General features: G+C 46.1%; 24 protein-coding genes and 1 tRNA gene. 18 read left to right on the top strand and 7 right to left on the bottom strand.

Features of this window, described 5'->3' with window-relative positions:
- The 10 genes from IE163_RS13520 to IE163_RS13475 all read left to right on the top strand — a co-directional run bounded on the left by IE163_RS13520 (nucleotide 1) and on the right by IE163_RS13475 (nucleotide 11,177).
- A tRNA-Met gene (locus IE163_RS13520) sits at nucleotides 1–74 on the top strand.
- Nucleotides 75–308: 234 nt separating this feature from the next.
- Entirely contained in the window at nucleotides 309–764 is a 456-nt protein-coding gene (gene rimP / locus IE163_RS13515) for a ribosome maturation factor RimP (protein ID WP_189433513.1), read from the top strand.
- Between the two features lie 34 nt (nucleotides 765–798).
- Nucleotides 799–2,295, top strand: a complete 1,497-nt coding sequence (gene nusA / locus IE163_RS13510; RefSeq protein WP_189433512.1) for a transcription termination factor NusA — start codon at nucleotides 799–801, stop codon at nucleotides 2,293–2,295.
- Nucleotides 2,296–2,320: 25 nt separating this feature from the next.
- Nucleotides 2,321–5,005: a translation initiation factor IF-2 gene (infB, locus tag IE163_RS13505; RefSeq protein ID WP_189433511.1), complete on the top strand. Its 2,685-nt coding sequence runs from the start codon at nucleotides 2,321–2,323 to the stop codon at nucleotides 5,003–5,005.
- A gap of 86 nt (nucleotides 5,006–5,091) precedes the next feature.
- Entirely contained in the window at nucleotides 5,092–5,514 is a 423-nt protein-coding gene (rbfA, locus tag IE163_RS13500; RefSeq protein WP_189433510.1) for a 30S ribosome-binding factor RbfA, read from the top strand.
- Complete coding sequence (gene truB, locus IE163_RS13495) at nucleotides 5,514–6,434, top strand: tRNA pseudouridine(55) synthase TruB (RefSeq protein WP_189433509.1); 921 nt, start codon at nucleotides 5,514–5,516, stop codon at nucleotides 6,432–6,434. Before rbfA ends, truB begins: the two co-directional genes overlap by 1 nt.
- Before the next feature lie 112 nt (nucleotides 6,435–6,546).
- Nucleotides 6,547–6,816, top strand: a complete 270-nt coding sequence (gene rpsO / locus IE163_RS13490; RefSeq protein ID WP_189433508.1) for a 30S ribosomal protein S15 — start codon at nucleotides 6,547–6,549, stop codon at nucleotides 6,814–6,816.
- A gap of 168 nt (nucleotides 6,817–6,984) precedes the next feature.
- Nucleotides 6,985–9,105, top strand: a complete 2,121-nt coding sequence (gene pnp, locus IE163_RS13485; RefSeq protein WP_189433507.1) for a polyribonucleotide nucleotidyltransferase — start codon at nucleotides 6,985–6,987, stop codon at nucleotides 9,103–9,105.
- A gap of 1 nt (nucleotide 9,106) precedes the next feature.
- Nucleotides 9,107–10,000 (top strand): lipoprotein NlpI, encoded by an 894-nt coding sequence (gene nlpI / locus IE163_RS13480; RefSeq protein ID WP_189433506.1) that lies wholly within the window; start codon nucleotides 9,107–9,109, stop codon nucleotides 9,998–10,000.
- Nucleotides 9,978–11,177, top strand: a complete 1,200-nt coding sequence (locus IE163_RS13475; RefSeq protein WP_189433505.1) for a hypothetical protein — start codon at nucleotides 9,978–9,980, stop codon at nucleotides 11,175–11,177. Before nlpI ends, IE163_RS13475 begins: the two co-directional genes overlap by 23 nt.
- 12 nt (nucleotides 11,178–11,189) lie before the next feature.
- Here the strand turns inward: IE163_RS13475 and IE163_RS13470 are convergent, their stop codons facing one another.
- On the bottom strand, nucleotides 11,190–11,549 hold the full coding sequence (locus IE163_RS13470; protein ID WP_189433504.1) for a PilZ domain-containing protein: 360 nt from the start codon (nucleotides 11,547–11,549) through the stop codon (nucleotides 11,190–11,192).
- A gap of 406 nt (nucleotides 11,550–11,955) precedes the next feature.
- Between IE163_RS13470 and IE163_RS13465 the strand changes: the two genes are divergently transcribed.
- Together IE163_RS13465 and IE163_RS13460 are read left to right on the top strand one after the other, a co-directional pair.
- Nucleotides 11,956–12,360, top strand: coding sequence for a hypothetical protein (locus IE163_RS13465; protein ID WP_189433503.1), 405 nt, complete (start codon nucleotides 11,956–11,958; stop codon nucleotides 12,358–12,360).
- Nucleotides 12,361–12,362: 2 nt separating this feature from the next.
- Nucleotides 12,363–13,199 carry a hypothetical protein gene (locus IE163_RS13460; RefSeq protein ID WP_189433502.1) on the top strand — a complete coding sequence of 279 codons (837 nt, stop codon included), beginning with the start codon at nucleotides 12,363–12,365 and terminating at the stop codon, nucleotides 13,197–13,199.
- Between the two features lie 510 nt (nucleotides 13,200–13,709).
- Here the strand turns inward: IE163_RS13460 and IE163_RS13455 are convergent.
- Both IE163_RS13455 and IE163_RS13450 read right to left on the bottom strand, forming a co-directional pair.
- On the bottom strand, nucleotides 13,710–14,216 hold the full coding sequence (locus tag IE163_RS13455) for a hypothetical protein (protein ID WP_189433501.1): 507 nt from the start codon (nucleotides 14,214–14,216) through the stop codon (nucleotides 13,710–13,712).
- A 255-nt stretch (nucleotides 14,217–14,471) separates the two neighbouring features.
- Complete coding sequence (locus IE163_RS13450) at nucleotides 14,472–14,663, bottom strand: hypothetical protein (RefSeq protein WP_189433500.1); 192 nt, start codon at nucleotides 14,661–14,663, stop codon at nucleotides 14,472–14,474.
- A 251-nt stretch (nucleotides 14,664–14,914) separates the two neighbouring features.
- Here IE163_RS13450 and IE163_RS13445 point away from each other — a divergent pair, with 251 nt between their 5' ends.
- From IE163_RS13445 to IE163_RS13420, 6 genes are all read left to right on the top strand, one after another.
- On the top strand, nucleotides 14,915–15,568 hold the full coding sequence (locus tag IE163_RS13445) for a TnsA endonuclease N-terminal domain-containing protein (RefSeq protein WP_189433499.1): 654 nt from the start codon (nucleotides 14,915–14,917) through the stop codon (nucleotides 15,566–15,568).
- Nucleotides 15,561–17,438 (top strand): TnsB C-terminal domain-containing protein, encoded by a 1,878-nt coding sequence (locus IE163_RS13440; RefSeq protein WP_189433498.1) that lies wholly within the window; start codon nucleotides 15,561–15,563, stop codon nucleotides 17,436–17,438. Before IE163_RS13445 ends, IE163_RS13440 begins: the two co-directional genes overlap by 8 nt.
- Nucleotides 17,435–18,331: a TniB family NTP-binding protein gene (locus IE163_RS13435; protein ID WP_189433497.1), complete on the top strand. Its 897-nt coding sequence runs from the start codon at nucleotides 17,435–17,437 to the stop codon at nucleotides 18,329–18,331. The genes IE163_RS13440 and IE163_RS13435 overlap by 4 nt, the downstream gene beginning before the upstream one ends.
- Nucleotides 18,332–18,334: 3 nt before the next feature.
- Nucleotides 18,335–19,357 (top strand): TniQ family protein, encoded by a 1,023-nt coding sequence (locus IE163_RS13430; RefSeq protein ID WP_189433496.1) that lies wholly within the window; start codon nucleotides 18,335–18,337, stop codon nucleotides 19,355–19,357.
- A 134-nt stretch (nucleotides 19,358–19,491) separates the two neighbouring features.
- Nucleotides 19,492–20,907 (top strand): ParB N-terminal domain-containing protein, encoded by a 1,416-nt coding sequence (locus IE163_RS13425; RefSeq protein WP_189433495.1) that lies wholly within the window; start codon nucleotides 19,492–19,494, stop codon nucleotides 20,905–20,907.
- A 76-nt stretch (nucleotides 20,908–20,983) separates the two neighbouring features.
- The gene (locus IE163_RS13420) at nucleotides 20,984–21,847 is read left to right on the top strand and encodes a DNA adenine methylase (RefSeq protein WP_189433494.1); all 864 of its coding nucleotides are present in this window, start codon (nucleotides 20,984–20,986) and stop codon (nucleotides 21,845–21,847) included.
- A gap of 18 nt (nucleotides 21,848–21,865) precedes the next feature.
- On the opposite strand, the gene IE163_RS13415 is transcribed toward IE163_RS13420, so the two are convergent.
- The 4 genes from IE163_RS13415 to ybeD all read right to left on the bottom strand — a co-directional run bounded on the left by IE163_RS13415 (nucleotide 21,866) and on the right by ybeD (nucleotide 25,690).
- A complete protein-coding gene (locus tag IE163_RS13415; RefSeq protein WP_189433493.1) occupies nucleotides 21,866–23,623 on the bottom strand; it encodes a hypothetical protein in 1,758 nt (585 codons plus the stop codon).
- Between the two features lie 74 nt (nucleotides 23,624–23,697).
- On the bottom strand, nucleotides 23,698–24,678 hold the full coding sequence (gene lipA / locus IE163_RS13410; RefSeq protein WP_189433492.1) for a lipoyl synthase: 981 nt from the start codon (nucleotides 24,676–24,678) through the stop codon (nucleotides 23,698–23,700).
- A 1-nt stretch (nucleotide 24,679) separates the two neighbouring features.
- The gene (gene lipB / locus IE163_RS13405) at nucleotides 24,680–25,327 is read right to left on the bottom strand and encodes a lipoyl(octanoyl) transferase LipB (RefSeq protein ID WP_189433609.1); all 648 of its coding nucleotides are present in this window, start codon (nucleotides 25,325–25,327) and stop codon (nucleotides 24,680–24,682) included.
- Between the two features lie 81 nt (nucleotides 25,328–25,408).
- On the bottom strand, nucleotides 25,409–25,690 hold the full coding sequence (gene ybeD / locus IE163_RS13400) for a DUF493 family protein YbeD (protein ID WP_189433491.1): 282 nt from the start codon (nucleotides 25,688–25,690) through the stop codon (nucleotides 25,409–25,411).
- Nucleotides 25,691–25,715: the final 25 nt, after the last annotated feature.

The following is a 25,715-nucleotide window of genomic DNA, read 5'->3' as shown; positions in this document are numbered from 1 at the left end:
GGGATGGAGCAGCCTGGTAGCTCGTCGGGCTCATAACCCGAAGGTCGTCGGTTCAAATCCGGCTCCCGCAACCAAATTTAAAATGGTATGTTATGGCGAAAAAGCCCGTGGGCTCCTCTCCATAACGGCAGTGCGAAGGTCTAAATCCTGCTCACGCAACCAAATTAACAACCATTATGCATTGGCGATATGCTTAATGACTGGATGTACTTCGCCCCGCTTGTTCGGGGCGTTTTCGCATCTGGAGTCCGTGTTTTATGTAGTAATGGGCGCTTCGCCCATTTTTTATTTGTGTTTCGGAGGTCTTTTTGGCTAAACAAGAACAGCAACTGACAGAGCTGCTGGCGCCGACTGTGGAAGCAGCTGGTTATCAATTGTGGGGTATCGAGCTGGTTCGTGCTGGCCGTCATACTACACTTAGAATCTTTATCGACAAAGCTGAGGGCATCATGGTCGAAGACTGTGCTCTGGTGAGTCGTGAAGTCAGTGCTTTGCTGGATGTTGAAGATCCTATTCCTAATGAATACACCTTAGAGGTGTCGTCGCCTGGTATGGATCGCCCGTTATTTACCGAAGCACAATTTACCCAATATGTTGGCCAGAAAATTGAAGTGAAACTTACCGTTCCACAAGAAGGTCGACGCAAATTCAAAGGGTTACTGACGTCGTTTGATGGCGATATGTTGGTAATGGAAGTGGATGGCAAACCCTGCAGTTTGCTTTTCGATAATATTGATAAAGCAAACGTGGTACCGGTTTTTTAAGGTAACCGGGTAGCGTCAGAGCGAGGCATATACAATGGCAAAAGAAATATTATTAGTTGTTGATGCAGTTTCAAATGAAAAATCAGTACCTCGGGAAAAGATTTTCCAGGCACTTGAGTTTGCATTAGCAGCAGCCACAAAAAAGAAAAATGAAGGCGATATCGAAGTTCGGGTAACGATTGACCGTAAAACGGGTTCATACGAAACCTTCCGTCGTTGGGAAGTGGTAGCCGATGACGCTCTTATGGAGCATCCATATCGTGAAATGACCTTATCTGCTGCACAATACGATGAGCCCTCTATTAAGCTGGGTGATTATGTAGAAGAGCAGATTGACTCCGTAGAGTTTGACCGCATCACTACGCAAATGGCAAAGCAAGTTATTGTGCAAAAAGTGCGTGAAGCCGAGCGCTCACAAGTGGTTGAAGCTTATATCGACCAGGTTGGCGAGCTAGTAACGGGTGTGGTTAAAAAAGTTAACCGCGAAAGTATTATCGTTGACCTTGGCAATAATGCTGAAGCCATGTTACCGCGCGAAGAAATGCTGCCGCGCGAAACTTATCGCCCGGGTGATCGTATCCGTGCCTTACTATTTGATGTAAAACCAGAAGCCCGTGGTGCTCAGCTGTTTTTAAGCCGTGCCAAGCCAGAAATGTTACTAGAATTGTTCCGTATCGAAGTGCCAGAAATTGGCGAAGAGATGATTGAACTGCGTGGTGCTGCCCGCGATCCTGGTTCTCGCGCTAAAATTGCTGTGAAAAGCAATGATCGCCGTATCGATCCTGTAGGTGCCTGTGTGGGTATGCGTGGTTCACGTGTCCAAGCTGTCTCTAACGAGTTAGGCGGTGAGCGGGTTGATATCGTATTGTACGATGATAACGATGCCCAGTATGTGATTAATGCCATGGCTCCTGCAGAAGTTGCGTCTATCATCGTTGATGAAGATACGCACTCTATGGATATTGCGGTTGAAGATTCAAACTTGGCGATGGCCATTGGCCGTAGCGGTCAGAACGTACGTTTAGCTAGCCAGCTTACCGGTTGGGAACTGAACGTTATGTCAGTATCTGATATGAAGAAAAAGCATCAGGAAGAAACTGAGAAAGTACGTCAGGTATTTATGGACGCACTGGAAATAGACGAAGACTTTGCTGATGTATTGGTTGAAGAAGGTTTCTCTACCTTAGAAGAGATTGCGTATGTACCCATCAGTGAATTGTTATCTATTGATGGCTTAGACGAAGACACAGTAGAAGTATTACGCAGCCGTGCCAAAGATGTATTAACCACTCGGGCATTAGCCAGTGAAGAATCGCTGGAAGATGCTAAGCCAACAGAACAGCTGTTAGCATTAGAGGGGTTAGACACGCACACTGCTTATGTAATTGCCAGCAAAGGGGTAACTACCCTGGATGATTTGGCTGAATTAGGTGTAGATGATTTGTTAGAAATTGCCCAAATGACCGAAGATAAGGCAGCAGAGCTAATTATGGCTGCACGTAATATCGTTTGGTTTAATGAAAGTAACTAAGTAGTCAACGGAGGTAACAACACAAATGGCAGAAGTAACCATAGAAAAATTGGCCAGTGATGTCGGTACAACTGTTGACCGGTTAGTGCAACAATTTGCTGATGCAGGTATTACCAAGGCCCAAGGCCAGTCGGTAACCGAAGAAGAGAAAAAAGCGCTGTTAGAGCACTTAAGTAAGCAGCACGGTGGTAAGGCGAATGAGCCTGCCAAGTTAACGCTGGTACGTAAAGAAAAAACTACCCTAAGTGTTGCGGGTGGCGCAGGCCGTAACCGCGAAATTCAGGTAGAAGTGCGTAAGCAAAAAACCTTTATCAAAAAGCCTATGCTAGATGAGGCGACCTTAAAAGCGCAGGAAGAAGCGCGTATTGCTGAAGAAAAAGCTAAAGCAGAAGCTGAAGCAGCGCGTTTAGAAGCTGAACGTCAGGCGCGTGAAACTGCACAGCTGAAAGCTAAAGAAGAGGCTGAACGTAAAGCGGCTGAAGCGAAGAAGCGTGAAGAGCAAAAGCATGCTCAGCTAGCCAAAGACGATCCGGAAGAAGCGGCCCGTCGTGCAGCGAAAGAAGAAGCACGCAAAGAAGCCGAGCGTATTCGTCAGCAGCAAGAAGCGGAAGCCTTGCGTAAGCTGGAAGAAGAAGCGCGCAAGCAGGCTGAAGAAGCACGTCGTTTAGCTGAAGAGAATGGCGAGCGTTGGGCGCAGGAAGAAAAAGCTAAGCCTGCTGACACTGACGACTATCACCTGACCAGCAACGAGTTTGCTAAGCAAGCAGAAGATGAAGTTGACGCTAAAGAAGAGCGCGCTGGTCGCCGCGGTGTGGGCAAGAAAGCCCCGGTAGCGAAAGGCAAGAAAACGAAAGACGATGTGAACGATAAAGAAGCCTTTAATCGTGCCAATCGCCACAAGAAAAAGAAAACGCCAGTGAGTATGCAGCATGGTTTTAACAAGCCAGCGCAACCAGTAGAGCGTGAAGTAAAAATTGGTGAGACCATTACGGTTGCCGAGTTAGCGGCCAAAATGGCCGTAAAAGCCTCTGAAGTGATCAAGGCGATGATGAAAATGGGAGCTATGGCCACCATTAATCAGGTAATTGATCAGGAAACAGCCGCTATCGTTTGTGAAGAGATGGGGCATAAATTTACCCTGACTAAAGAAAATGAGCTGGAAGAGGCGGTAATGTCTGACCGCGAAGGTCAAGGCGAACTTGAGCCTCGTGCGCCAGTAGTTACGGTAATGGGTCACGTTGACCATGGTAAAACTTCATTACTTGACTACATTCGTAAAGCGAAAGTTGCTGCTGGCGAAGCCGGTGGTATTACCCAGCATATCGGTGCTTACCACGTAGAAACTGAACGCGGTATGGTGACCTTCCTGGATACACCAGGTCACGCTGCCTTTACCTCAATGCGGGCTCGTGGTGCTAAAGCGACTGATATCGTTATTTTGGTGGTTGCGGCTGACGATGGTGTTATGCCACAAACTAAAGAAGCAATTCAGCATGCCAAAGCAGGTAATGTTCCTTTAGTGGTTGCCGTGAACAAGATTGATAAGCCGTCAGCCGATCCGGATCGGGTAAGAAATGAGTTGTCACAGTACGATGTTATTTCGGAAGATTGGGGCGGTGATACCCAGTTTGTGCCAGTATCGGCTAAAACGGGTCAAGGTATCGACGACTTATTAGAAGCGATTCTAAACCAAGCTGAACTGTTGGAATTAAAAGCGGTACATCAAGGTCTTGGCCGCGGTGTGGTTATTGAATCACGCTTAGATAAAGGCCGTGGACCGGTTGCCTCAATCCTGGTGCAGGAAGGTACGTTAAAGCAGGGCGACATTGTACTGTGTGGTTTTGAGTACGGCCGTGTGCGGGCAATGCGTGACGAAAATGGTAAAGAAGTGAAGTCGGCTGGCCCGTCTATTCCGGTTGAGATCTTAGGTTTATCCGGTGTACCACAAGCCGGTGATGAAGTTACTGTTGTTAAAGATGAGCGTAAAGCACGTGAAGTGGCACTGTATCGCCAGGGCAAATTCCGTGACGTTAAGTTGGCTCGCCAACAGAAATCGAAACTGGAAAACATGTTTGCCAACATGGCCGAAGGTGATGTTTCTGAGCTGAATATCGTGCTGAAAGCAGACGTACAAGGTTCGGTAGAAGCCATTATTGAATCCTTGATGAAGCTGTCAACCGATGAAGTTAAAGTGAAGATTGTCGGCTCAGGTGTTGGTGGTATTACTGAAACTGACGTCACTCTGGCTGCGGCTTCTTCTGCTATCGTTATCGGCTTTAACGTCCGTGCTGATGGTACTGCTCGTAAACTGGTAGAAGACGAAGGTCTTGATTTACGCTACTACAGTATCATTTATGAGCTGTTAGACGAAGTTCGCGCCGCCATGACCGGTATGTTAGCGCCTGAGTTTAAACAACAGATCATTGGTTTGGCACAGGTTCGTGATGTGTTCCGTTCGCCGAAGTTTGGTGCTATTGCTGGCTGTATGGTCACCGAAGGTATCATTAAGCGTAACGCCCCAATCCGCGTACTGCGTGATAACGTGGTCATTTACGAAGGTGAGCTGGAATCACTGCGCCGCTTTAAAGATGACGTTAGCGAAGTACGGAACGGCTTTGAATGTGGTATCGGTGTGAAGAACTACAACGACGTGCGCGAAGGCGATCAGATCGAAGTATTCGAAACCATTCAGGTTGAGCGTACGCTATAGTTACTGCTGTAGCACAATAGTATTACAGGGGCACATGTTGCCCCTGTTACGTTTAGACGCCAAAAAACCACTAGGAAATACAAGGTATGGCTAAAGAATTCTCCCGGGTTGACCGGCTTTCACAACAAGTGAAAAAAGAAATGGCAGTGATTCTGCAACGCGAAATTAAAGATCCGCGCCTGCATACCATGATTACTGTATCAGACGTTGAAGTGTCGCGTGATCTATCTCACGCCAAGGTATTCGTGACCTTTTTAGGCATGGATAACGATAAAGTTGAAGATAACTTAAAGATATTAAATGATGCAGCGGGTTATGTACGTAGCCTGATAGGTAAACGTATTCAAACTCGTATTGTGCCGCATATCCGTTTTGCGTTTGACGAGTCGCTGAACGAAGGGATCCGGATGGCGAGCTTAGTGGAAACCGTACGCCGTGATGACGAGCGCCGTCGCAAAGAAGCAGGGCAAGAAACTGATCGGCCAGAAAAGGGCGGAGAAGAAGAGTAATGCGCGCTCGTAAAAACGCGCGGCAAGTCCATGGTATTTTGCTGCTGGATAAGCCTTTAGAGGTGAGCAGCAACGGTATTTTACAGCGGGTACGCTGGTTGTATCAGGCAGCAAAAGCGGGCCATACTGGGGCACTGGATCCTATGGCATCGGGCTTATTGCCTATTTGCTTTGGTGAAGCCACTAAGTTTAGCCAGTTTCTGCTGGATACCGATAAAACCTATCAGGTAACGGCTAAATTTGGCGTGCGCACCACCACCAGTGATGCAGAAGGTGAGGTGATTAGCGAAAAGCCTGTCACCTTTACGGATGCGGAGCTAGAGCAGGCGATGCAAGCACTACGCGGTGATATTTTGCAAGTGCCTACGATGTTCTCGGCGCTGAAGTATCAGGGCCAGCCGCTTTACAAATATGCCCGGCAAGGCATTGAAGTACCGCGTGAAGCCCGGCCGATTAGTATTTTCCGTTTCGAATTAGTTGCAAGACAGGACGACAGTGCCGATTTTATTGTGCATTGCTCTAAAGGCACCTATATCCGCACCTTAATTGATGATCTGGGTGAGGCCTTAGGCTGTGGTTCCCATGTTGCTAAGTTACACAGAACCCAGGTTGGGCCTTTTAGCGCCGAGCAAATGGTAACACCGGCGCAGTTGGAAGCATTGAACAATGACGCTAACTGGCCAGCCTTAGATGCCTTGTTGTTACCTATGGATGCCGGTTTAGTTGGCCTTACTCGCCTTACCTTAGATGCTGAGCAACAAAAACATATAATGCATGGTCAATCCTGTAAAGTAACCTTGCCGGATACGGCCAGCGTAAAGCTTTACAGTGAGACCGAGCAATTGCTGGGGATTGGCGAAGTGACTACCGGTGAATTATTTAGCCGCCGCTTGGTTAACCTGGAACTGCTTAGCGCGTAATCTGCTTGTATAAATAGCTTGCTGCAGGTAAAATACGCAGCTGTTTTTGCTACCGCTGGATGAGTGATCGGCGGTGAGCGTATCTTAGTTCACTCACATTTGGAGATATATCATGGCTTTAAACGCTGCTGATAAGGCTAAAATTGTTGCTGATTTCGCTGTTAAGCAAGGCGACACTGGTTCACCAGAAGTTCAAGTTGCACTGTTAACTGCTTCTATCAACCACCTGCAAGGTCACTTTGCAGAACACAAGCACGATTTCCACTCTCGTCGTGGTCTGCTGCGCATGGTTAGCCAGCGCCGTAAACTGTTAGACTACTTAAAAGGCAAAGATCAGAGCCGCTACGCGACCCTGATTGAGCGTTTAGGCTTACGTCGCTAAGACAGTACGCAAAAAAAGAGGCTTTCGAGCCTCTTTTTTTATGCGCAAAATTTTTTATCGCCAAGCTGCGGAACTATCTTTTGTTCCAGGTTACAGAGTATACTGTGCTAGTAAATAAAACAGAGTAAGACATCGCAATTCGGCGATTAAAGCAAAGGAACATACCACGTGACTCCCATCGTAAAATCATTCCAGTTCGGCCAACACACTTTAACGTTAGAAACCGGCGTAATCGCCCGTCAGGCAGATGCCGCAGTGCTGGCAAGCCTGGGAGATACCTCAGTATTAGTAACTGTTGTTGGTAAAAAAGAAGCCAAACCTGGTCAAGACTTCTTTCCATTAACCGTAAATTACCAGGAAAAAATGTATGCAGCTGGCCGGATCCCGGGCGGTTTCTTTAAGCGTGAAGGCCGGCCAAGTGAAGGCGAAACCTTAACTTCGCGTTTAATCGACAGACCTATTCGTCCGTTGTTCCCAGAAGGCTTCAATAACGAAGTTCAGGTTATTGCGACTGTGGTATCAGTACAACCTGAAATCCAGCCAGATATCGTCGCCTTAATTGGTACTTCTGCCGCCTTAGCCTTATCAGGTATTCCATTCGCTGGTCCTATTGGTGCCGCCCGTGTTGGTTATATCAATAACCAGTATGTACTGAACCCATCAGAAGACGAGCTGAAAACCTCTAAGTTAGACTTAGTGGTTGCCGGCACCGCTGGTGCGGTATTAATGGTGGAATCAGAAGCGGGTATCCTGTCTGAAGACGTGATGCTAGGTGCGGTCATGTATGGTCATGAGCAAATGCAAATTGCCATTAATGCCATCAATGAATTTGCTGCTGAAGGCGGCAAACCGAAGTGGAACTGGCAAGCGCCTGCCAAGAACGAGCCGTTAATTGCTAAAATTGATGAGCTGGCCCGCGCCCAATTAGGCGAAGCTTATCAGATCACTGAAAAAGCTAAACGCTATGAGCGTATCGGCGAGATTAAAGCCGCCTTAGTAGAAAAACTGACTGCTGAGCTGGCTGAAGGCGAAGAGCTGAATAAGAATGAAGTGGGTGAGATTTTCCACGCATTAGAATCAAAAGTAGTACGTGGTCGTATCACTAAAGGTGAGCCGCGTATTGATGGCCGCGATCCAGAAATGATCCGTGGCTTAAGCGTAATGACTGGCGTATTACCACGTACTCACGGTTCAGCCCTGTTTACGCGTGGCGAAACTCAGGCGTTGGTAACAGCGACCTTAGGTACTGCCCGTGATGCCCAAAACATCGATGATTTGTTAAGCGCAAAAACCGATACCTTTATGCTGCATTATAACTTCCCGCCATACTGTGTGGGCGAGACCGGCATGGTAGGTTCACCTAAGCGTCGCGAAATCGGCCACGGCCGTTTAGCTAAGCGTGGTGTGTTAGCGGTAATGCCAGATTTTAATGATTTCCCGTACACTGTGCGTATCGTGTCTGAAATCACCGAATCTAACGGTTCAAGCTCTATGGCTTCTGTGTGTGGTTCTTCATTAGCCCTGATGGATGCCGGCGTACCTATCAAAGCCTCTGTAGCGGGTATCGCTATGGGCTTGGTGAAAGAAGGTGATGACTTCGTTGTTCTGTCAGATATCTTAGGTGATGAAGATCACTTAGGTGACATGGACTTTAAAGTGGCCGGTACTACCGAAGGTATTACTGCACTGCAAATGGACATTAAGATCGACGGTATTACCCAGGAAATCATGCAAATTGCGCTGAAGCAAGCTAAAGCGGCACGTTTGCATATTCTGAACGTAATGGATCAGGCGATCAGCGGTCACCGTGAAGAGATGTCTGAATACGCGCCACGTATCTACACCATGAAGATTAACCCGGAGAAAATCCGTGAAGTTATCGGTAAAGGTGGTGCGGTAATTCGTCAAATCACTGAAGAATCTGGCACTACTATCGAGCTGGAAGATGACGGCAGTATCAAAATTGCCGCCACTACGGCTAAAGCCGCGCAAATTGCTATCGACAAGATCAATGCGATTACCGCAGAGATTGAAGTCGGTACTATTTACGAAGGTGAAGTGGTACGGATCGTTGATTTCGGTGCTTTCGTTAACGTCTTACCAGGCAAAGATGGCTTAGTACACATTTCGCAAATCTCTGATGAGCGTGTGCAAAATGTCAGCGAGCATCTGCAGGTCGGTCAGAAAGTTGCGGTTAAAGTACTGGAAGTGGATAAACAAGGCCGTGTGCGTCTGAGTATCAAAGAAGCGACTGCCAAACCAGCTGCTGAAGCGGCTACTGAAGCCTAAATTGACTAAGACGTTACTCAAACTAGCCCTGGCAACAGGGCTGGTCATGCTGGCAGGTTGCGCACAGCAGCCTGCTAACTTGCAAGAGATCTGGTTAACACCAGAGCCCTTGCAAGTACCTTATCGGAATGAATTAGCCATTGCCCGCTTAAGTGAGATCCTGCAACGTGCAGAACTTACTGAAGAGCAAAGTGCCCAATTATTCTATGATCGTGGCGTGATGTACGACAGCGTTGGCTTACGCTCGCTGGCGCGACTGGATTTTATGCGGGCACTGCGCTTAAAGCCGGATATGCCAGATGCCTATAATTTTCTGGGCATTCATTACACGCTAAGCGGTAACTTTGACCAAGCCTATGAAGCCTTTGATTCAGCGTTAGAATTGGCTCCAAACTATGATTTCGCTTACTTAAACCGTGGTATTGCGTTTTATTACGCCGGGCGTTTTGATTTAGCCGAGCCTGATTTTCAGCAGTTTTACCAGGTCAAGCCTACAGATCCTTATAGGGTGCTGTGGCGCTATATTGGTTTTGCTGAATCTGCACCACAAGCAGCACAAGCGGCTTTAAAAGTGCAACTGGCAAACCTGGATCCGGCCGATTGGGGTACTAACTTGGTACGCTTTTATGCTGGTGAAATAAGCGAGCAGGCGTTGTTGCAGTCTATTCTGGTCGAGTTAACTGGGCCTAAGCAACTTGCCGAGCGTCTATGTGAAGCTTATTTTTATTTAGCGAAATGGCACCAAGCCAGGGGAAATTTACCTCAAGCGCTGGTGTACTATCATAAAACGCTAGCAACTAACGTTTACGAGTTTGTTGAGCACCGGTATACGCGGCTTGAAATGGCGCGGATGCGGGGTGAAGAGTTAGCTGATGACGATGCTGAAATCAATTAACCTTAGATTACCTCTTAAAAAAGGCCGGTTCGCTGGCTTTTTTCTTTTGGGTCTATTATCGGCCTGCCAGCCTGTTGCCCCCGATCCAGAACAACAGCTAATTACTGCAGCCAAAACCAATGTGACTGCTGCTGAGCAACTCGCCAAGCAGCGTTTGGCTGCAAATGAATTAGACGCGGCGTTACATTGGTGGCGCCATGCAGCGACCCTGGGTTCAGAAGCGGCGCTGGAACATGCAGTAAGATTGCAATTGCGCTTAGAAGGTAAGTTAGCCACAGCGCATTGGTTGGATAGTGTAAAACACAGTGTACCGGGGCAAGTAAGTGAGCCGCTGTTGGCTGAACTAGGCTTTTGGCATAGTACTGTAGCACAGCAGCATAAGGGCTGGCAGAGCGAAGCAGGCTGCGCACTGCTGTTACAGCCCGTGATTGCTCAGGCACAAGGCGAGCGGACCTGGCAAAACCTACTGCAGGCCTGGCAACAAGATTCCCAACTAGCAACGCTGCCAGTATGTTTTAAACCTTTGTTACGACTAGATAGCATAGCGCTCAATTGCACTGAGCAGCCTGGACAACGAATACGCTGCGATTATCAGACATTAGCGCCTCAGGTGCTCAGTGGCGAGTTTCAGCAATTACTGGTGATTGCTGGACGCGGCTTGGCTAGTTATAACAACGGGATAGTGCAATTGCCGGATGATGCCAGCCTGGCGCTGCTGCGACACGAGTTTATGCATATTGCCGGTTTTTTGGATGAGTATGTGTTAAGTCCTACTGTTGCTAAAGCGGTTTGCAAGGCAGGGCGCATCGCCCCTAATTTACTGATTGGTGATGATGAGAATACGCTCGCACGCTACTTGCACCGCTATCAGCTTACCGCGGCAGAGATCCAACTTACTGCAGTAGACACCTGCAATGCTGTGGGCCTGCAAGCCTATAGGCCGATCGCAGCTATAAACCCTATGCGGCATTTTGAAGCCGATTTACCCTTACTCTATGAGCAGCTGTTGCAACAGGCATTTCAGCAACCGCAGCGTTTAATGCCTGTACAGTATTACTTTGCTTATTTGGCACGGCAAGAACAATCCTGGCAAAATTGGCAACGTTATATGCAAGGTGCTGCCGCCTTTGGCTATCCGGCAGCGATTAGTGCTTTGGCAGTTGCTGTTGAAGGTTAGGCTTAATGGAAATTAGTCGCCGTTACTCAATTCAGCTAATTCACGGCTGAGTAACTCTGGATCGCCTAAGTTTAGTTCGAGTAAGCGACGTAAGTGGCTAATGCTGTCGATATCTATTTTTTCGCAATGCAATCCGAGAAAGTCTGCATGGTGATGGACAATACTGACTTGCATGATCAAGTGCTCGGTTGAATCACTCAGCGGTAGTTTTAAGAAAACAGCTTTGGGATTAGTTGGCAAGGTTTCTGCAGGTTTCTTTACCAGGGCGCCTTTTAGCGAGAGATCCAGTAACTCAGTTGGATAGGTATGACCATCAATTTCCAATTGCGCCTCGCTGAAAAAACGTACCCGCTTAAAGTGTCTTTGTTCCATAACCCCTCCACTGACTTGCTGTAAGCTTAGCAAGTGTTGCCTGTCTGCGAAATAGCACGGGCTTAAATAAGTTTGTATTAGCGCGTGAGCATAGCACTAAAAAACAAAAGCCAGATAGAGACTATCTGGCTTTTGTTTTTGCTATAGGGCCTAGCTTATATCTGTGAATTACAAAGTTAATTTGTATCGGCATTAGCCCCAATAGCCACATTCTACACATTTATTGGCGAATGAGAAATTAAGACGCCTAGCTCTACATTGATATATTGTACTGGTTTCAGTTTTTTGATGGTACAAGCGATTGCGATTCAAAGTTACTTATGGCAGATTTATGCTTATTTTGGGTCGGATTACAGATTTGCTCTGCTATTTGTTATCCCGAGTTTATTTGGTCAAGGGCCGAACTATGCAAACTAATGCAACGCTAGAAAATATAATCCAGTCTGTCACTCAGGATTATTGGAATATTCATCAGAAGCCTTTGCTCCTTAGTGGGTTGCCAAAGATGCTCGCGAAGGATTGCCCTGATCTGCAATCATGTTTAAATGGCAAAAGACTCAAAGATTTTATCTCTGAGACAGCAAAGGCGGGGGGATACAAGTTAGTAGAGCATCCTCTTCAGCAAGCTAAGGTTGGTGTAGTTCCATTTGAGAGTGAATACAGCTTCTCAGATGTATCAGATCTACCTGTTAAAGTTCGGAGTACACAATCAGCAACATTAGCATTTCTTAGGGTTCTAGAGTCACTACCTGAAAATGAGGCTGATAAAGTGGTAATCCCGATGTCAGTTTTAATTAAACTTCTGAAATAAGAATGCAGATCGGTTTATATCTGATATCAGATAATTTAGATGTTATTTCGGTAGTTCAGAAAAATAGGCAAGGTTTAGTTCCAAAATCCTTTGTTCAGCAATTGGGTAGAAGTGGACATCAAGTCGAGTTTCAGACACGGGTCTATAATCCTAGAACGGCGAAAAGAGACTTTCTAAACTTCCTATATGAAAGAGATACACATCACGCAATAATACTCCTTGTCGATAAAGGCTCGTTGCATATAGCTGAAAATTTATCGAATGCTTGTTTCATTATTCCTTTAGATTTTTCACTAGTACAACAAGGTAACTACAAAAACTTTTTCTCGAGAATCTTAGCTCAAGGAATAAAGAATTTCTTTTTGTACAAAAGATTGGTCGACGATGGTTCTTATCAACAGGCCTTACTTTTACCCCTACGGAATTTCAAGTGCTCTGAAATAAGCAATCTTACGGCATTGTTTAGACAAAATATTTTAGATCCGAATTTTGCCAACCAACTTAATTCTATTGTTGAGACATTGAGAGCCAGAAGACGGCCTAGACGTAAATGTAGTCATGCGACAATGTATTTTGTTGATGATGAAGAAAAACTATTCCAGTATGGCTTGGAGCAGCATGCCCAGCTAGCAACAGGTAGCCCTCACTCATTGCTTTGTAAATTGACAGGATACTACAGGTTTGGTTCTAAAATTGATGTTAGACGACATTACAATCTGACCAAAGAGAGTAAAAGTCATACAAGTATTTCTGGACTATTTATTGACTGTCATGAGCAAACACACAGCGTATCAGGCAATACGCATTTGAACATGTTTAGTAATGACCAACTGGCATAAATAAATCAAAACGGGGAATAGAATTATATTGCTCAAATAGACCAATATAGTTCAAGTTTATTCCCCGCTTCTCTTACCTTTCCAACTTTCTACTCTGTTGAGGGCGTTAGGAAGCATCCTCACACTATCCACAAAAGGTGAACTGGTGACTCTCCCGCCTACTGTCCCAACACTAGCTCATCAGGTTCCGATTTAACGGATTACGTGATAAGACAGAGTATATCGGTAGGTTAATTGCGTTCATTGTAAAATAACGCCGCATATATTGCCAATTTTTTTTGCTAGCTAATAAATAGAGTTTGATAACACATTATTTGAATGACTAATGTAGTTTCAATTTTGCAAATATTTTTGAGAAAGTTGCTGAAGTATGACTTGGCAATTTTTCCGGACATTACATTTTTTATGTGGGGTCCCCGGTGCCGCCACTACGATAAATGAGCTATTTCGTTGTTTATGCAGGGCAGCTCTGCCGCCGCTGTTTAACGCAATCAGTATACTTGACCCCATCTACTTTTTCCACCCTTTCAGCGTTGCAGCCAAAGCATCCAGGTTTTTTAGCTCTTCAGGTGTAAAGCCTTGCGGATGGTTTGCCGGCAGAATTGGTGGTTGTGACTGAGTCGGTATCGGAGAGACTTTTTTCTCATGAAAGATCCAGTCTCTGACTTCGGGCATTGCAAAGATCAGATGGTATAGCGCTTCGGTGAAGTTACTTTTTGCTGAAGCCCAAATAACGTGCAGGGTATCAAGGTTTATACCGATGTGTGGGTACTCTTTGCCGGCATGTTTGAATGGGCCGATAGGTCTGTCAGGTGGAAAGTACAAGGTTAGGCCTAGCGGATGTATTTGCTCTTTATGCTCAATTAACATCAAGCAGCTTAAATGCTGAAGGCCCTTTTCGACAGCTTCTACTGCATCATACGGTCTTACGGCTTCTTTAACTAACAGCCTGTACTGTGAGTCGTGCAAACCAGGTACTAAGAAGTTACCAGGTTTCTTCAGTAGCTCGCTGGCCATCCACAGTACACTGTTTTCAAAAGTGACCACGCAGGCTTCACCAGCGCTACCAGCTTTGTGATGTGCAAAGTGCGCAGTTTTAGTTGTTACTTTTGTTTTTGCCACAAGCGCAGCGTTACATGACAAGCAAACGCAATTACAGGCCAAGCCATTTGGTACTTCGTCAATACCGACTCCCTGACCGTCAGATACGCGCTTTGCAAAAGGTATTAGCACATTGCTCATGGCTGAGTTGGCTTTTTAATAAGGCATAGCTTAACGCTGAGGCGTCGCTATTTTTTGAGCATCAAACTTTTTCCATAATAGTTCGATACCTTTCTTTTTATCTTGGAGCAAATCTCGTTTGGCGTACCTGACTGCTTGCGGATTTTCTAAATCCTGTAGAAGCTGCTTGGCAGACTGCAGATCAGTAATATGAAATTCTCTGTCAAATGACGATTCAGACATACTTCCCCCTTAGTTTGTGCGGACCTGACTATACAGTTGGTTGGCTCTATTGCTGGTTAAACCAGCATACTGCAGCTGACTATTGAATATCCAGCGCTAATTGAAATGCCGGTGAGCACAACCGGCATATAGCTAACCTGCTTGGGTATAAAGGCCTGATTAATGGCTGCGTTCTTGTGGTTACTATAGGTATCAAGTAAGTTACTCTTGGTCATAAAGAAGTGACTCCGTTTGAAGAGATTTAATGCAGCATGCCAATCCGTAACATTCCTAAAAGCTACCGTAACGTTACCGGTGTTGCCGCTAATTCGAAGGCTGAAGGTAAAGCGATGTTTGAGTCTACTCTGGAGCGGGATTGGCTGACGTTGCTGCAGTTTTCTGCTGAAGTGGAACGATTTGAAGTGCAGCCGGTTAAAGTGCCGTGGTTTGATGAAAAGGGTAAAGAGCGCTCGTACACGCCTGATGTACTGGTCTATTACTACCAGCCTGGGCGTAAGCCATTATTGTGTGAAGTGAAATATCGCGATGAGCTTCGTGAACACTGGGCGCAGTTCAAACCGAAGTTTCAGGCTGCGTACCGGTTTGCCAAAGATCGGGGCTGGCGGTTTAAGCTGATAACTGAAAAACATATCCGCACCCAGCTGCTCGATAACGCCAAGTTTCTGCTGCCTTTTACTCGCCGTGTTCCTGATGATTCAGAACTTGCTCCACAGTTACTAAACTCGCTCGTCAAAGTAGAAAGCTGTTCCGTGCAAGAGCTGCTAACCAGCATCGATGCGAACCCTATGGTTCAGGCAGAATATATTCCGCTACTATGGTATTTGGTAGGTACGAAGCGAGTGGGAGCCGATTTGACACAGAAACTGACGATGGCCAGCAAAGTATGGAGCGTGGCCAATGACTAGAGTGGCATTGGTTGAGCTTAAGCCAGGCAAGTTGGTATCTTTCCAAGGAAAGGTGCACCGCATTCGCCGTGTTAATTCATTAGAAAACGTAGAACTGCTGGATGATGCTAATCAAGCGGTCATTGTCACCAAGGTTGATGAGCTGCAACCTGCTGAGCAAAGCAACGAGCAGACCCACACCGATCTGCAAGCAATTGGCGAAGCAGCCTGGGCGGTTGCGCAAAAGCGCTATGACATTATTAAACCGTTGCTGGATAAGCCCGACCGTACGCGGGAAGATGTCGCAACACAGGCCGCAGCGCACTCGGTGCATACCAATACGGTGTATGGTTGGCTCAGGGCCTATGAACAAAGTGGACTACGCTCATCTCTACTACCTAAAACCCGCAGTGATAAGGGTGCGGTTAGGCTCACCTCCGAGGTTGAGAAGATTATCCGTGAGGTGATTGACAGCGAATACCTGACGAAGCAGAAAAAGAGCCAGCAGAAAGTATGCGATGAAGTCAGAAAGCATTGTTTAAGACAGAACCTGCCGGTACCACATGGCAACAGTGTTCGAAATCGCATTAAGCAATTGCAGGGCGAATTGGTTGCCGCCCGTCGCCTTGGTCGTAAAACCGCTGACTTAAGTTACAAGCCGCATGAGGGCAGCTTCCCAGGTGCTGATTACCCACTGGCCGTAGTACAAATTGACCACACCAAACTCGATATTATCTTGGTTGATGATCATTACCGGCAACCGATTGGCAGGCCGTGGATTACTTTGGCATTTGATGTCTGTACCAGGGTAGTAACGGGATTTTATGTTTCATTCGATCCGCCGAGCGCCTTATCGACCGGCTTGTGTTTAACCCATGCAATTCTAACGAAAGATAAATGGCTGACCAGGTACCCAACGCAAAACCAATGGTTAGTGTGGGGGCTGCCAGCCAAAGTGCATCTTGATAACGCTAAAGAGTTTCGTGGCAGCATGATGCAACGGGGTTGTGATGAGTATGGTATCGACCTGGAATGGCGTCCGGTAGGTCGGCCGAATTTCGGTGCTCATGTAGAACGTGCACTGGGCTCTTTCGCGCAAGAAATTCATACGCTACCTGGTACCACCTTTTCTAATCCGCGAGAGAAAGGTGAGTATGACTCCGAAGGTAAAGCAGCGTTAACTTTATCCGAGTTCGAGCAGTGGCTAACGATTTACATTGTTGATGTATACCACCAGAAAATACATAGCAGCCTTGGTATGTCACCCGCACAGGCCTGGCAGCAAGGTATTTTGGGTTCAGATAAAGCACCAGGTTCTGGCTTGCCGGCAAAAATTGCCGACGAGTTTAAACTTCGCCTGGATCTCATGCCATTTGAATTACGAGCTGTGCTAGATTACGGCGTACAAATTGACAAAATCCACTATTATTCAGACGTGTTGCGGGTGTGGATTAACGCACCTGCTCCCAAAGATTCAAAGCGCAAGCGTAAATTCATGTTTCGGCGTGACCCACGAGATCTAAGCCAAATTTGGTTCTATGATCCGGAGCTGGCAACCTATTACGCCATACCATATCGTAATCTGTCGCACCCGCCTATTAGCATTTGGGAGCTGCGTGAAGCGCGTAAACGCGCCAAAGAAGCCGGTGTAAAAGAAATAGATGAACAGGCCATTTTTGATGCCTATGATCGTATGCGTGAAATTGAAACCACAGCAGTAAAAACCAGTAAGGCGGTTCGGCGCATGAATCAACGGCGTAAAACGCATCAGCTATCGCATACCGTGATTGAGCAAAGCCGGCCAAATAAGACTGAAGCACCTTTGCAGCTAGGAGTTCAGCAAGATGATGATGCGGAGTTTTTGCCGTTTGATGAGCTGGACGAGCTATGACTAACAATGCCAGCCACCTGACAGCCAGCGCCCGTGAAGCACTTGGTCTGACCGATGCTGAGCGGGTTTTTCGTATTAAGTCAGACCGCTGGATTGGCTACCCTTACGCCAAGGTGGTACTAAAGCAACTGGATGATTTGCTGCAACACCCCAGGGTAAACCGGATGCCCAATATCATCCTGATTGGTGATTCGAATAACGGTAAAAGCACCTTGGTAAAACGTTTCTGTCAGCTAAACCCTGCGGTCGACAATCCAGAGGGTGAATCTGTGATTGCGCCAGTGATGTATGTGCAGGCACCACCCGTACCGGATGAAGGGCGCTTTTATAATGCTATTCTCGACTTGCTATTTGCGCCTTACAAACCGAGTGAGCGCGTTGATAAAAAGCAGCACCAGGTACTAAAACTGTTACGGTATGCGCAGCTAAAGGTGCTGGTAATTGATGAAATACACCAAATCCTTGCCGGCAGTCTGCACCGACAACGCGCCTTTTTAAATGTACTGAAGTACCTAAGCAACGAGCTGCAAATATCAATTGTCGGTGTAGGTACCAAAGATGCACTAAGAGCGCTACAGACTGAGCCACAGCTGGCTAATCGCTTTAAACCAATACACCTGCCGCGGTGGGAAATGAATGACGACTTTAAGCGATTACTGGCCAGTTATGAGGCCATGTTACCGCTTAAGCAGCCGTCAAAGTTACATAGCGAGGCCATCTTCACCAGACTATATGCTATGAGCGAGGGGAATATTGGTGAGCTAACCAGCGTATTAAACACTGCTGCTGAGCTGGCGATTCTAAGCGGTAATGAATGTATTACGCTGGATACCCTAGAACATATTGACTGGACGCCGCCTTCAGAGCGTCGGCGTCAGTTTTTGACCGTCTAAACCATGTTATCGGGGACTTTATGGCCAGCTCATCCCCGACCTTTGCCTGGTGAGGCATTATCTTCCTGGTTTATTCGTTGCGCCCACGCCAACGGTATGAAAGCCCAAACCTTTGCCGTGCGCAACTTTGGCCATCAAAGGCAGTTGTGGAATCGTGACATTGATCGGTTTGCGCCTGACTGGCTACTGCTAACAATGAGTGAACGCACCGGTACGCCGCTCGCACAGGTTAAAAAGATGACTGCGCTACTGTTTGAAGGGCGGCTGTTTCAATCCAAGAACCTCAGCGGCCAGCTACGCTGGTGGCTGCCTTTGAAAATGTACCATCGAATTTACCGCAACTTCGGTATTCAGTATTGCCCGCAGTGTCTGGCAGAAGATGCCATCCCATATTTTCGGCTCGGGTGGCGGCTGGCCTTCTACACCTTCTGCCCGAAACATCAAATTATGCTGCATGACCGTTGCCATCAGTGTCAGCAGCCGGTTGCGTTTCATCGGGTTGAATTGGGCAAAGCTAACCTGCTCGATGCCGGTGACATGAACCACTGCTGGAATTGCAACACACTGCTTAGCGAAGCGCCAAAAGTGCCGGTCGATAAGTGGCACAAAAGACCATTCACCCAATGGGAAACTCTGCTGAAGATCGTAGACCGGCAGTTTAGAGATTGCGGTCCGTTTAATAAAGCACGGTTAATCTTATGGCATCAGATGTGTAGGTTGATAGTCAGCGAAAACCTTGCGCCTGACTTGCAACACTATATCTGCAACGTAGTAAAACAACCCTTGCGACAACTGGTTAAGAGTCGAAAGGCTTTTGAACAACGAGATATTCAGGAACGCCATTACGTGCAGGGGCTAGCTGCCTGGATCAGTGATACTCAGACTGAACGTAAGCTTCGCACTGCGATACAAAAACGGATGTTGCCTTCGAATCAGGTGTATCGAGATTTAAAGGGGAGCGAAAAGATCTCATTGCAATTATTTTTGTCGCTTCCTGCGAGCAAGCGTGGCGGCAAGTCATTGTAGTTTTAATACAAATTTTATATGGACTGATAGTGTGTAATTGAAGTAATCTTCAGTATTAAATTAGGAATGCCAACTTATTGAGCGAAATAATTAATAAAAATTACTAAGATTACACACAAATAAGGGACTATGTTATGAGCAGTAATATGCTTTTGAACGTGCTAGATATTTACCTTGATTCAGAGAACCCTAGGCACAACCCAATTTATGATCAGCCTTCAATTATTGAACATCTTCTTAAAGATGAAAGAGTAAAGAACCTTGCTCGTCATATTGCTACGCATGGCGTTAATCCGCTGGATTCTATTGGTGTAATCAAAGATGAAGAAGGTAATTATGTTGTAGTCGAGGGTAATCGACGACTATGTTCCTTATTGCTTCTTAATGACCCAGAAAAAGCTCCCTCAGGCGAAGTTCCTTACTTCAAACGACTTTCTGAAAGCAGTGCATCTATTCCCGTCTCCATCAACTGTGTCCTATTTGATAGTTTAGAAGAGGCGAATGTATGGATGGGAGTTCGCCACAACGGTGAGCAAGACGGGATTGGGATTAGAAATTGGGACCCGAAGCAGAAGACCAGACACAATGGACGTGTTAACAAACGTGACCAAAACGCATTAGCTCTTGTTCTAATTGAGTATGCAGTTAAGAAAAACATATTACACCACGATCAAACGGAAAGGATCATTACTACAGCGGCTCGCTATGTTGGTAATCCATTTATTAGAGAAACTTTCGGGATCGTTAGCCCACGTTCAGAATCAGACGTAAAAATTAACGTTTCTTGCTCAGATTTTGACAAGGTATTGGAGCGCTTTTGTGCAGATCTTGTTGAGAATACTGTTGTTCACTCGCGCACAAATAAGGATGATTGGATAGCTTACGGTCGCTTGCTAATTGAACAGTCTGTGGCGCCCAAGCAGAGGGTAAAGACTCATTTGTTGGATAGCTGTCTGCTTAACAATAATCCCACTTCTACAGGAGCTGGTACGGGAAACACTACGCCAAATAGCGGTTCAGACAATAGTAGTTCGACCGGAAACGGAGAAAGTGATAGAGGAAGTGCAGGTGCCAGCGGAAATGGCACAACCGGAGATAGCAACACAAGAAATCCAGACAACAGAAAATTTATTGTTCCTCACGATTTTAAAGTGGCGATTAACAACAAAATACTTCGCAGAGTATTTGAGGAAATGAAAACGATAGATATTGATGACAAGCCATTAGCTGTGTCTCAGATCACCAGAGCATTCTTAGAAAATTTATATGTACTGTATTTTGAGGCTGTCACAGGAAGTTACCAGCAAGTACAGACCCACATACTTATGGACAAAGTTATCAAAGAAATTGAGTTGGACTCAAATCTTTCGAAGTCTGAAAAAAATGCAGTCGCGGGATTAAAGCGAGTGCAATCTAATGAAATGAATGCATTGTCACCTAAAACGCTTGGTGCCAATGCTCATGCCGGTATTTACCCTGATCCAAAACAGCTAAAAAGAGAGTTTGACAATATTTCTGAGATCATTAAATACATGTTGAAACGTGTGTAAAATATAAACTGGCAGCTATGGCCAAATGAAGGTATTCATAGTAAAATTGGACTGAAGATCTACGGCAGGGGGATATATGCCACAAACACCATCACCACTCAGATACCCCGGTGGAAAGACCGCTATTTGGCCTTTGGTATCTAAAATTATTACAGACAATGAACTGTCAAAAGGTCATTATGCTGAACCATATGCTGGAGGGGGGGGGTTGGCTTTATCTCTGCTGTTTAAAGGTCATGTTCATGAACTTCACCTAAATGACTTAGATCGTTCTATTTGGTCATTTTGGAACGCAGTTTTAAATAGAACAGATGATTTTGTTGACAGAATTCAATCCACTGATGTAACTATTGAAGAATGGTATCGTCAACGTGAGGTACAAGAGAATAAAGACATTGTCGACGATTTTGACTTAGCATTTTCTTCCTTTTTTCTAAATCGGACAAATCGGTCAGGAGTGATCCTTAAAGCTGGAGTAATCGGTGGAATCGCACAAGCTGGTGACTACAAGATTGACTGCCGTTTTAATAAGGTAGGTCTGGTTGAACGAATACGACGGATTGAAAAATACAAACATCGTATCCATTTGTATAATATGGATGCTGTTGATTTTATAAATGAATCAGACGGATTCCTTCCTGAAAACAGTATTTACTGTATTGATCCGCCATATTTTGTTAAAGGCTCAACTCTGTATACAAACTTTTATGAACCAAAGGATCATAAACATATCGCTGATACTTTGACTGCGTTGCAACGTCCATGGATTTTAACTTATGATAACTCTCCACATATTCAAGAGCTTTATCATGGTAGGCGGCAGTTTAGATTTAATTTGAATTACAGTGCAGCTAACAAAAGGATAGGCACGGAGTTGCTGATTGTAAGTGATGATGTTGTTATGTCTAACGAACTGAAAATTATTTCGGCAGCAGCTTAGTTATTTAGGCTGAGTTGTCTAGGGTGAATATTTTTGGTAATGCATTTCTAATTTTTTCAACAGCTTGCTTATAATACTTTCTGAGAAATTATGTGGGGTTGGCCAAACATGTTTGTAGGAATCTAAAAAGATATTTTTTAAACGATAAGGCTTAATGTTAGACCAGACACCTCTTTCTTCTGCAACACCTGCTAATATGCCATGTAGTATAGGTGTTAGAATTTTTGATCCATTATTAACATGTAGTGCTCCAATTCGACAGCTATCAGAAGTTCGTTGTTCAAACTCAACTAAAGTAAAATATTGGTCATCGCACTTAATATCTGCAATTAGAACCTGGCGGTGAGTTAAAAGTTTTGATTCCAAATAAGACCACTGCCAACACCCTTCAGGTTTAGTAAGTGGAATAAATCTGGTCAGTTCATCCGGTTCCCTTATCTTGGCGCTAAAGCCTTTATAGTTATTCAGATGCTCGATAGCTTTAATAAAGGTCTCAAAACTCGCTGGTAGTGCTTTAGCTCGCTCGTAAGTGCTATTTAACCGGCCTGTGCCCACTGTCGAGTCGGTATTATCACCTTGAGCACTACTAAGTTGATTGGTGTCGACAGGTGGCTTTAAGGTGGAGGCGGATTTATATTCACACTGTTCTTTAGTGGGCTTATCGAGCTCTTTACCGGCAATATCGCCAAACCTGTCTGTTGGCAGGTTAAATATTTCTGTAGCTGCGTTTTTATTCGGTGCTTGCTGACTTTGAAAGGGTTTGCCTTGCTGTCCAGGAACTACAAGGGGGCCGCCCCAGCCTGGCTTTTTCTCGTCATCGGGTTTGTCTTCGCCATCTTTGGCTCGGTTGTTGTCGTTATCTCGATACACGGTCAGATGCCGGAAGGGGAAAGCAGCAGAGCAGCGAACGAGTGACAATACCAGGTAACGCCATTTATTCGGATCAGCCGTAGGGAGCATTTTGCAACGGGCGCTCAGGTTCGTGTTGCCGGCAAACGGAAAATTACTTTCAATATGCGCCGCTACGCCATTTACACGACTTTTTAGCATGGCGTCGTGCACTGCTGTGGCACCTGACCAGGCTTCGGGAGAATTTAGAATTCGGGCCAGTATCCAGCCGTCTTGGTCCGAAAAGCGCTGGCGTAGCCCAATAACTTCGCGCTGTTCTTCCGGCTCTGACCAGGTGTGTTCCATATTCAGCACTGCATGCAAATTGTGTTTTAAGTCACCGGAGAAAATCACATCAGCCAGGTCGGTCGACACGGCATAGTAAAACCGCACCAGCTCTGCCATTGGGATTAAAATGCCGTAAGGGTCACCGTTATATTCAATAGCGACCATTTTGCTTAGGTAACCGGCTTTGCCAAATTTGTAATGACTGTAGGGAATGATGTACTGGTTATGCTCTTTGGCACTGGCATTTAGCACTTGAGAGGTATGGCCAGAAATCTCTAACTCTTTGAACTCAGTCAGTTGCCCTGCAAGCTGCAACTGACATTCACTGTTGCGCCAGATAGATCCAACACACAACGCCGGCAACTGGCCGGTACCTATGCTGATGGTTCGCTGATCAGTGTAATCCATCAAACCGCTGGATGCAGAAGCCAGCTTATTAGGGGGCAGAGCGCTAATATCAGGTGTTTTGAATGGGGTGATAACAATTTGCAGTACTGGCTCGCGTAGGAGCTTGGGGTTGGGCTGAATGGCACCGAACCAATCAACCCGCCAGTAACGATTATCGGAGGGGAATTCCTTGATCCCTGGAATCCCCTTCACTAAGCCACTCCGCTATTACTACGAAGTGGCGGTACAAAATAGCGATGTACAGTACAAAATAGCATTGTGGAGTACTATTTAGCGTTGTAAGTCACAATATCCTCTCCTGCCGCCTGCCGATCGGCGTGGTAGCTAGATCGCACAAAAGGACCGCAAGCGGCGTGTTTAAAGCCAATGTCGTTAGCGTAAGCTTTAATCTCATCAAACTCTGCCGGCGGCATAAAACGTCTTACCGGTAGGTGATGCTTACTGGGTTGTAGATATTGACCAACGGTCAGCATATCCACATTATGCTCGCGTAGGTCGCGCAGTACTTCTAGCAGCTCTTCGGTAGTCTCGCCCAAGCCAACCATTAAACCTGATTTGGTTGAAACATTAGGATGCGCTTCTTTAAAGCGTTTTAACAGTTGCAGTGACCATTTATAGTCAGCACCTGGCCGCGCTAGTTTATATAGGCGTGGCGCAGTTTCCAGATTATGGTTAAACACATCTGGTGGGCTTTGGCTTAAAATTTCTAGTGCCACATCCATACGGCCACGGAAATCGGGTACCAGCACTTCAATTTTAATTTCCGGGCTGTATTTACGAATGGCGCTAATACAGTCAGCAAAGTGTTGTGCTCCGCCATCACGTAAATCGTCGCGGTCTACCGAGGTAATAACGACATACTTTAGCTTCATATCCCGGATAGTCAGTGCCAGCTTTTCTGGTTCTTCAGCACTGGGTGGCAACGGACGGCCATGGGCAACATCACAGAAGGGACAGCGGCGGGTACAAATTGCCCCTAAAATCATAAAGGTGGCAGTGCCGTGGTTAAAGCATTCTGACAGGTTAGGGCAAGAAGCTTCTTCGCATACCGAATGTAAGCCGTGCTTGCGCAGCGCGCCTTTGATCTCGTCAATCCGCTCGGTACTTTTTGGTAATTTGATTTTCAGCCACTCGGGCTTACGTAACAGTTCGTCACGTTCCGTAGGGAGTACTTTAACGGGGATCAGCGCCATCTTATCGGCATCGCGCAATTTTACGCCGGGTTCCATACGTGCTGTTTTGGTCATATCAGTTATCTAACCCCGTTTTAAACACTGGCTCGCTAATGGCCAGGTGTTGTTGAAATAATGCAGCCAGTTGCTTACTGGCGTCGGAAACCTGCAGCGGCCCGCCGAGATCGGCACTTCTTATCATTTTCATACCAGCATAACCACAGGGGTTAATTTGGCTAAAGGGTGCCAGATCCATATCGACATTTAAAGCCAGACCATGAAAGCTGCAGCCTTTGCGAATTCTTAAACCTAGTGAGGCAATCTTAGCGCCATCAACATAAACCCCAGGCGCGTCACTCTTGGCGGCGGCAGTAATCTGATAACCGGCGAGTAATTCGATTAAAATCTGCTCTAGCATCGTTACCAGCTGCCGTACACCCAGATTGCGTCGCTTGATATCGAGCAATACATAGGCGACTAATTGCCCCGGCCCGTGATAGGTTACCTGACCACCGCGGTCAACTTGTACTACCGGAATTTTCCCTGGAAAAAGCAGATGCTCTGCTTTACCGGCTTGCCCCTGAGTAAATACCGGTTGATGCTCCAGCAACCAAATTTCATCCAAGGTTTCGCTGTTGCGCTGATCGGTAAACTGCTGCATGGCTTGCCAGATCTGGGTATAGTCTTGCAGACCTAGCTCACGGATCACAAGTTGCTGAGTGATAGACACGGTAAACTCCGGGTATAAACAGGCATTATAATGCTTAGTGCCATGAATACGAATACCTCTACAGGGCTAAATACCCTAGAGTACGTATCGTACCAGTTCTATTTTGCCAAGCTCAGTGTACAGCAGCTCAATATGATCTTTGCTGGTCACGGTCACTTTTACCGACACCGAGTGATAATTGCCTTTCGCACTGGGTTTTACCGTTGGGCTATAGTCGGTAGCTTCAGTGTGTTGCTGAATAACTGCCATCACTTCGTCCACCAGCCGCGCTTCGGCTAAGCCTAGTACTTTAAAATTAAACTGGCAGGGAAACTCCAGATACTCATCAAATTTGGTATTTTTAACTTCAGTTACCATTGTGCTGTCTCTAAACCGTTAACTG

It is taken from the genome of Alishewanella longhuensis (assembly GCF_014653435.1).
Lineage (GTDB): Bacteria > Pseudomonadota > Gammaproteobacteria > Enterobacterales > Alteromonadaceae > Alishewanella > Alishewanella longhuensis.
This window is presented reverse-complemented; position numbering and strand designations above follow the sequence as displayed.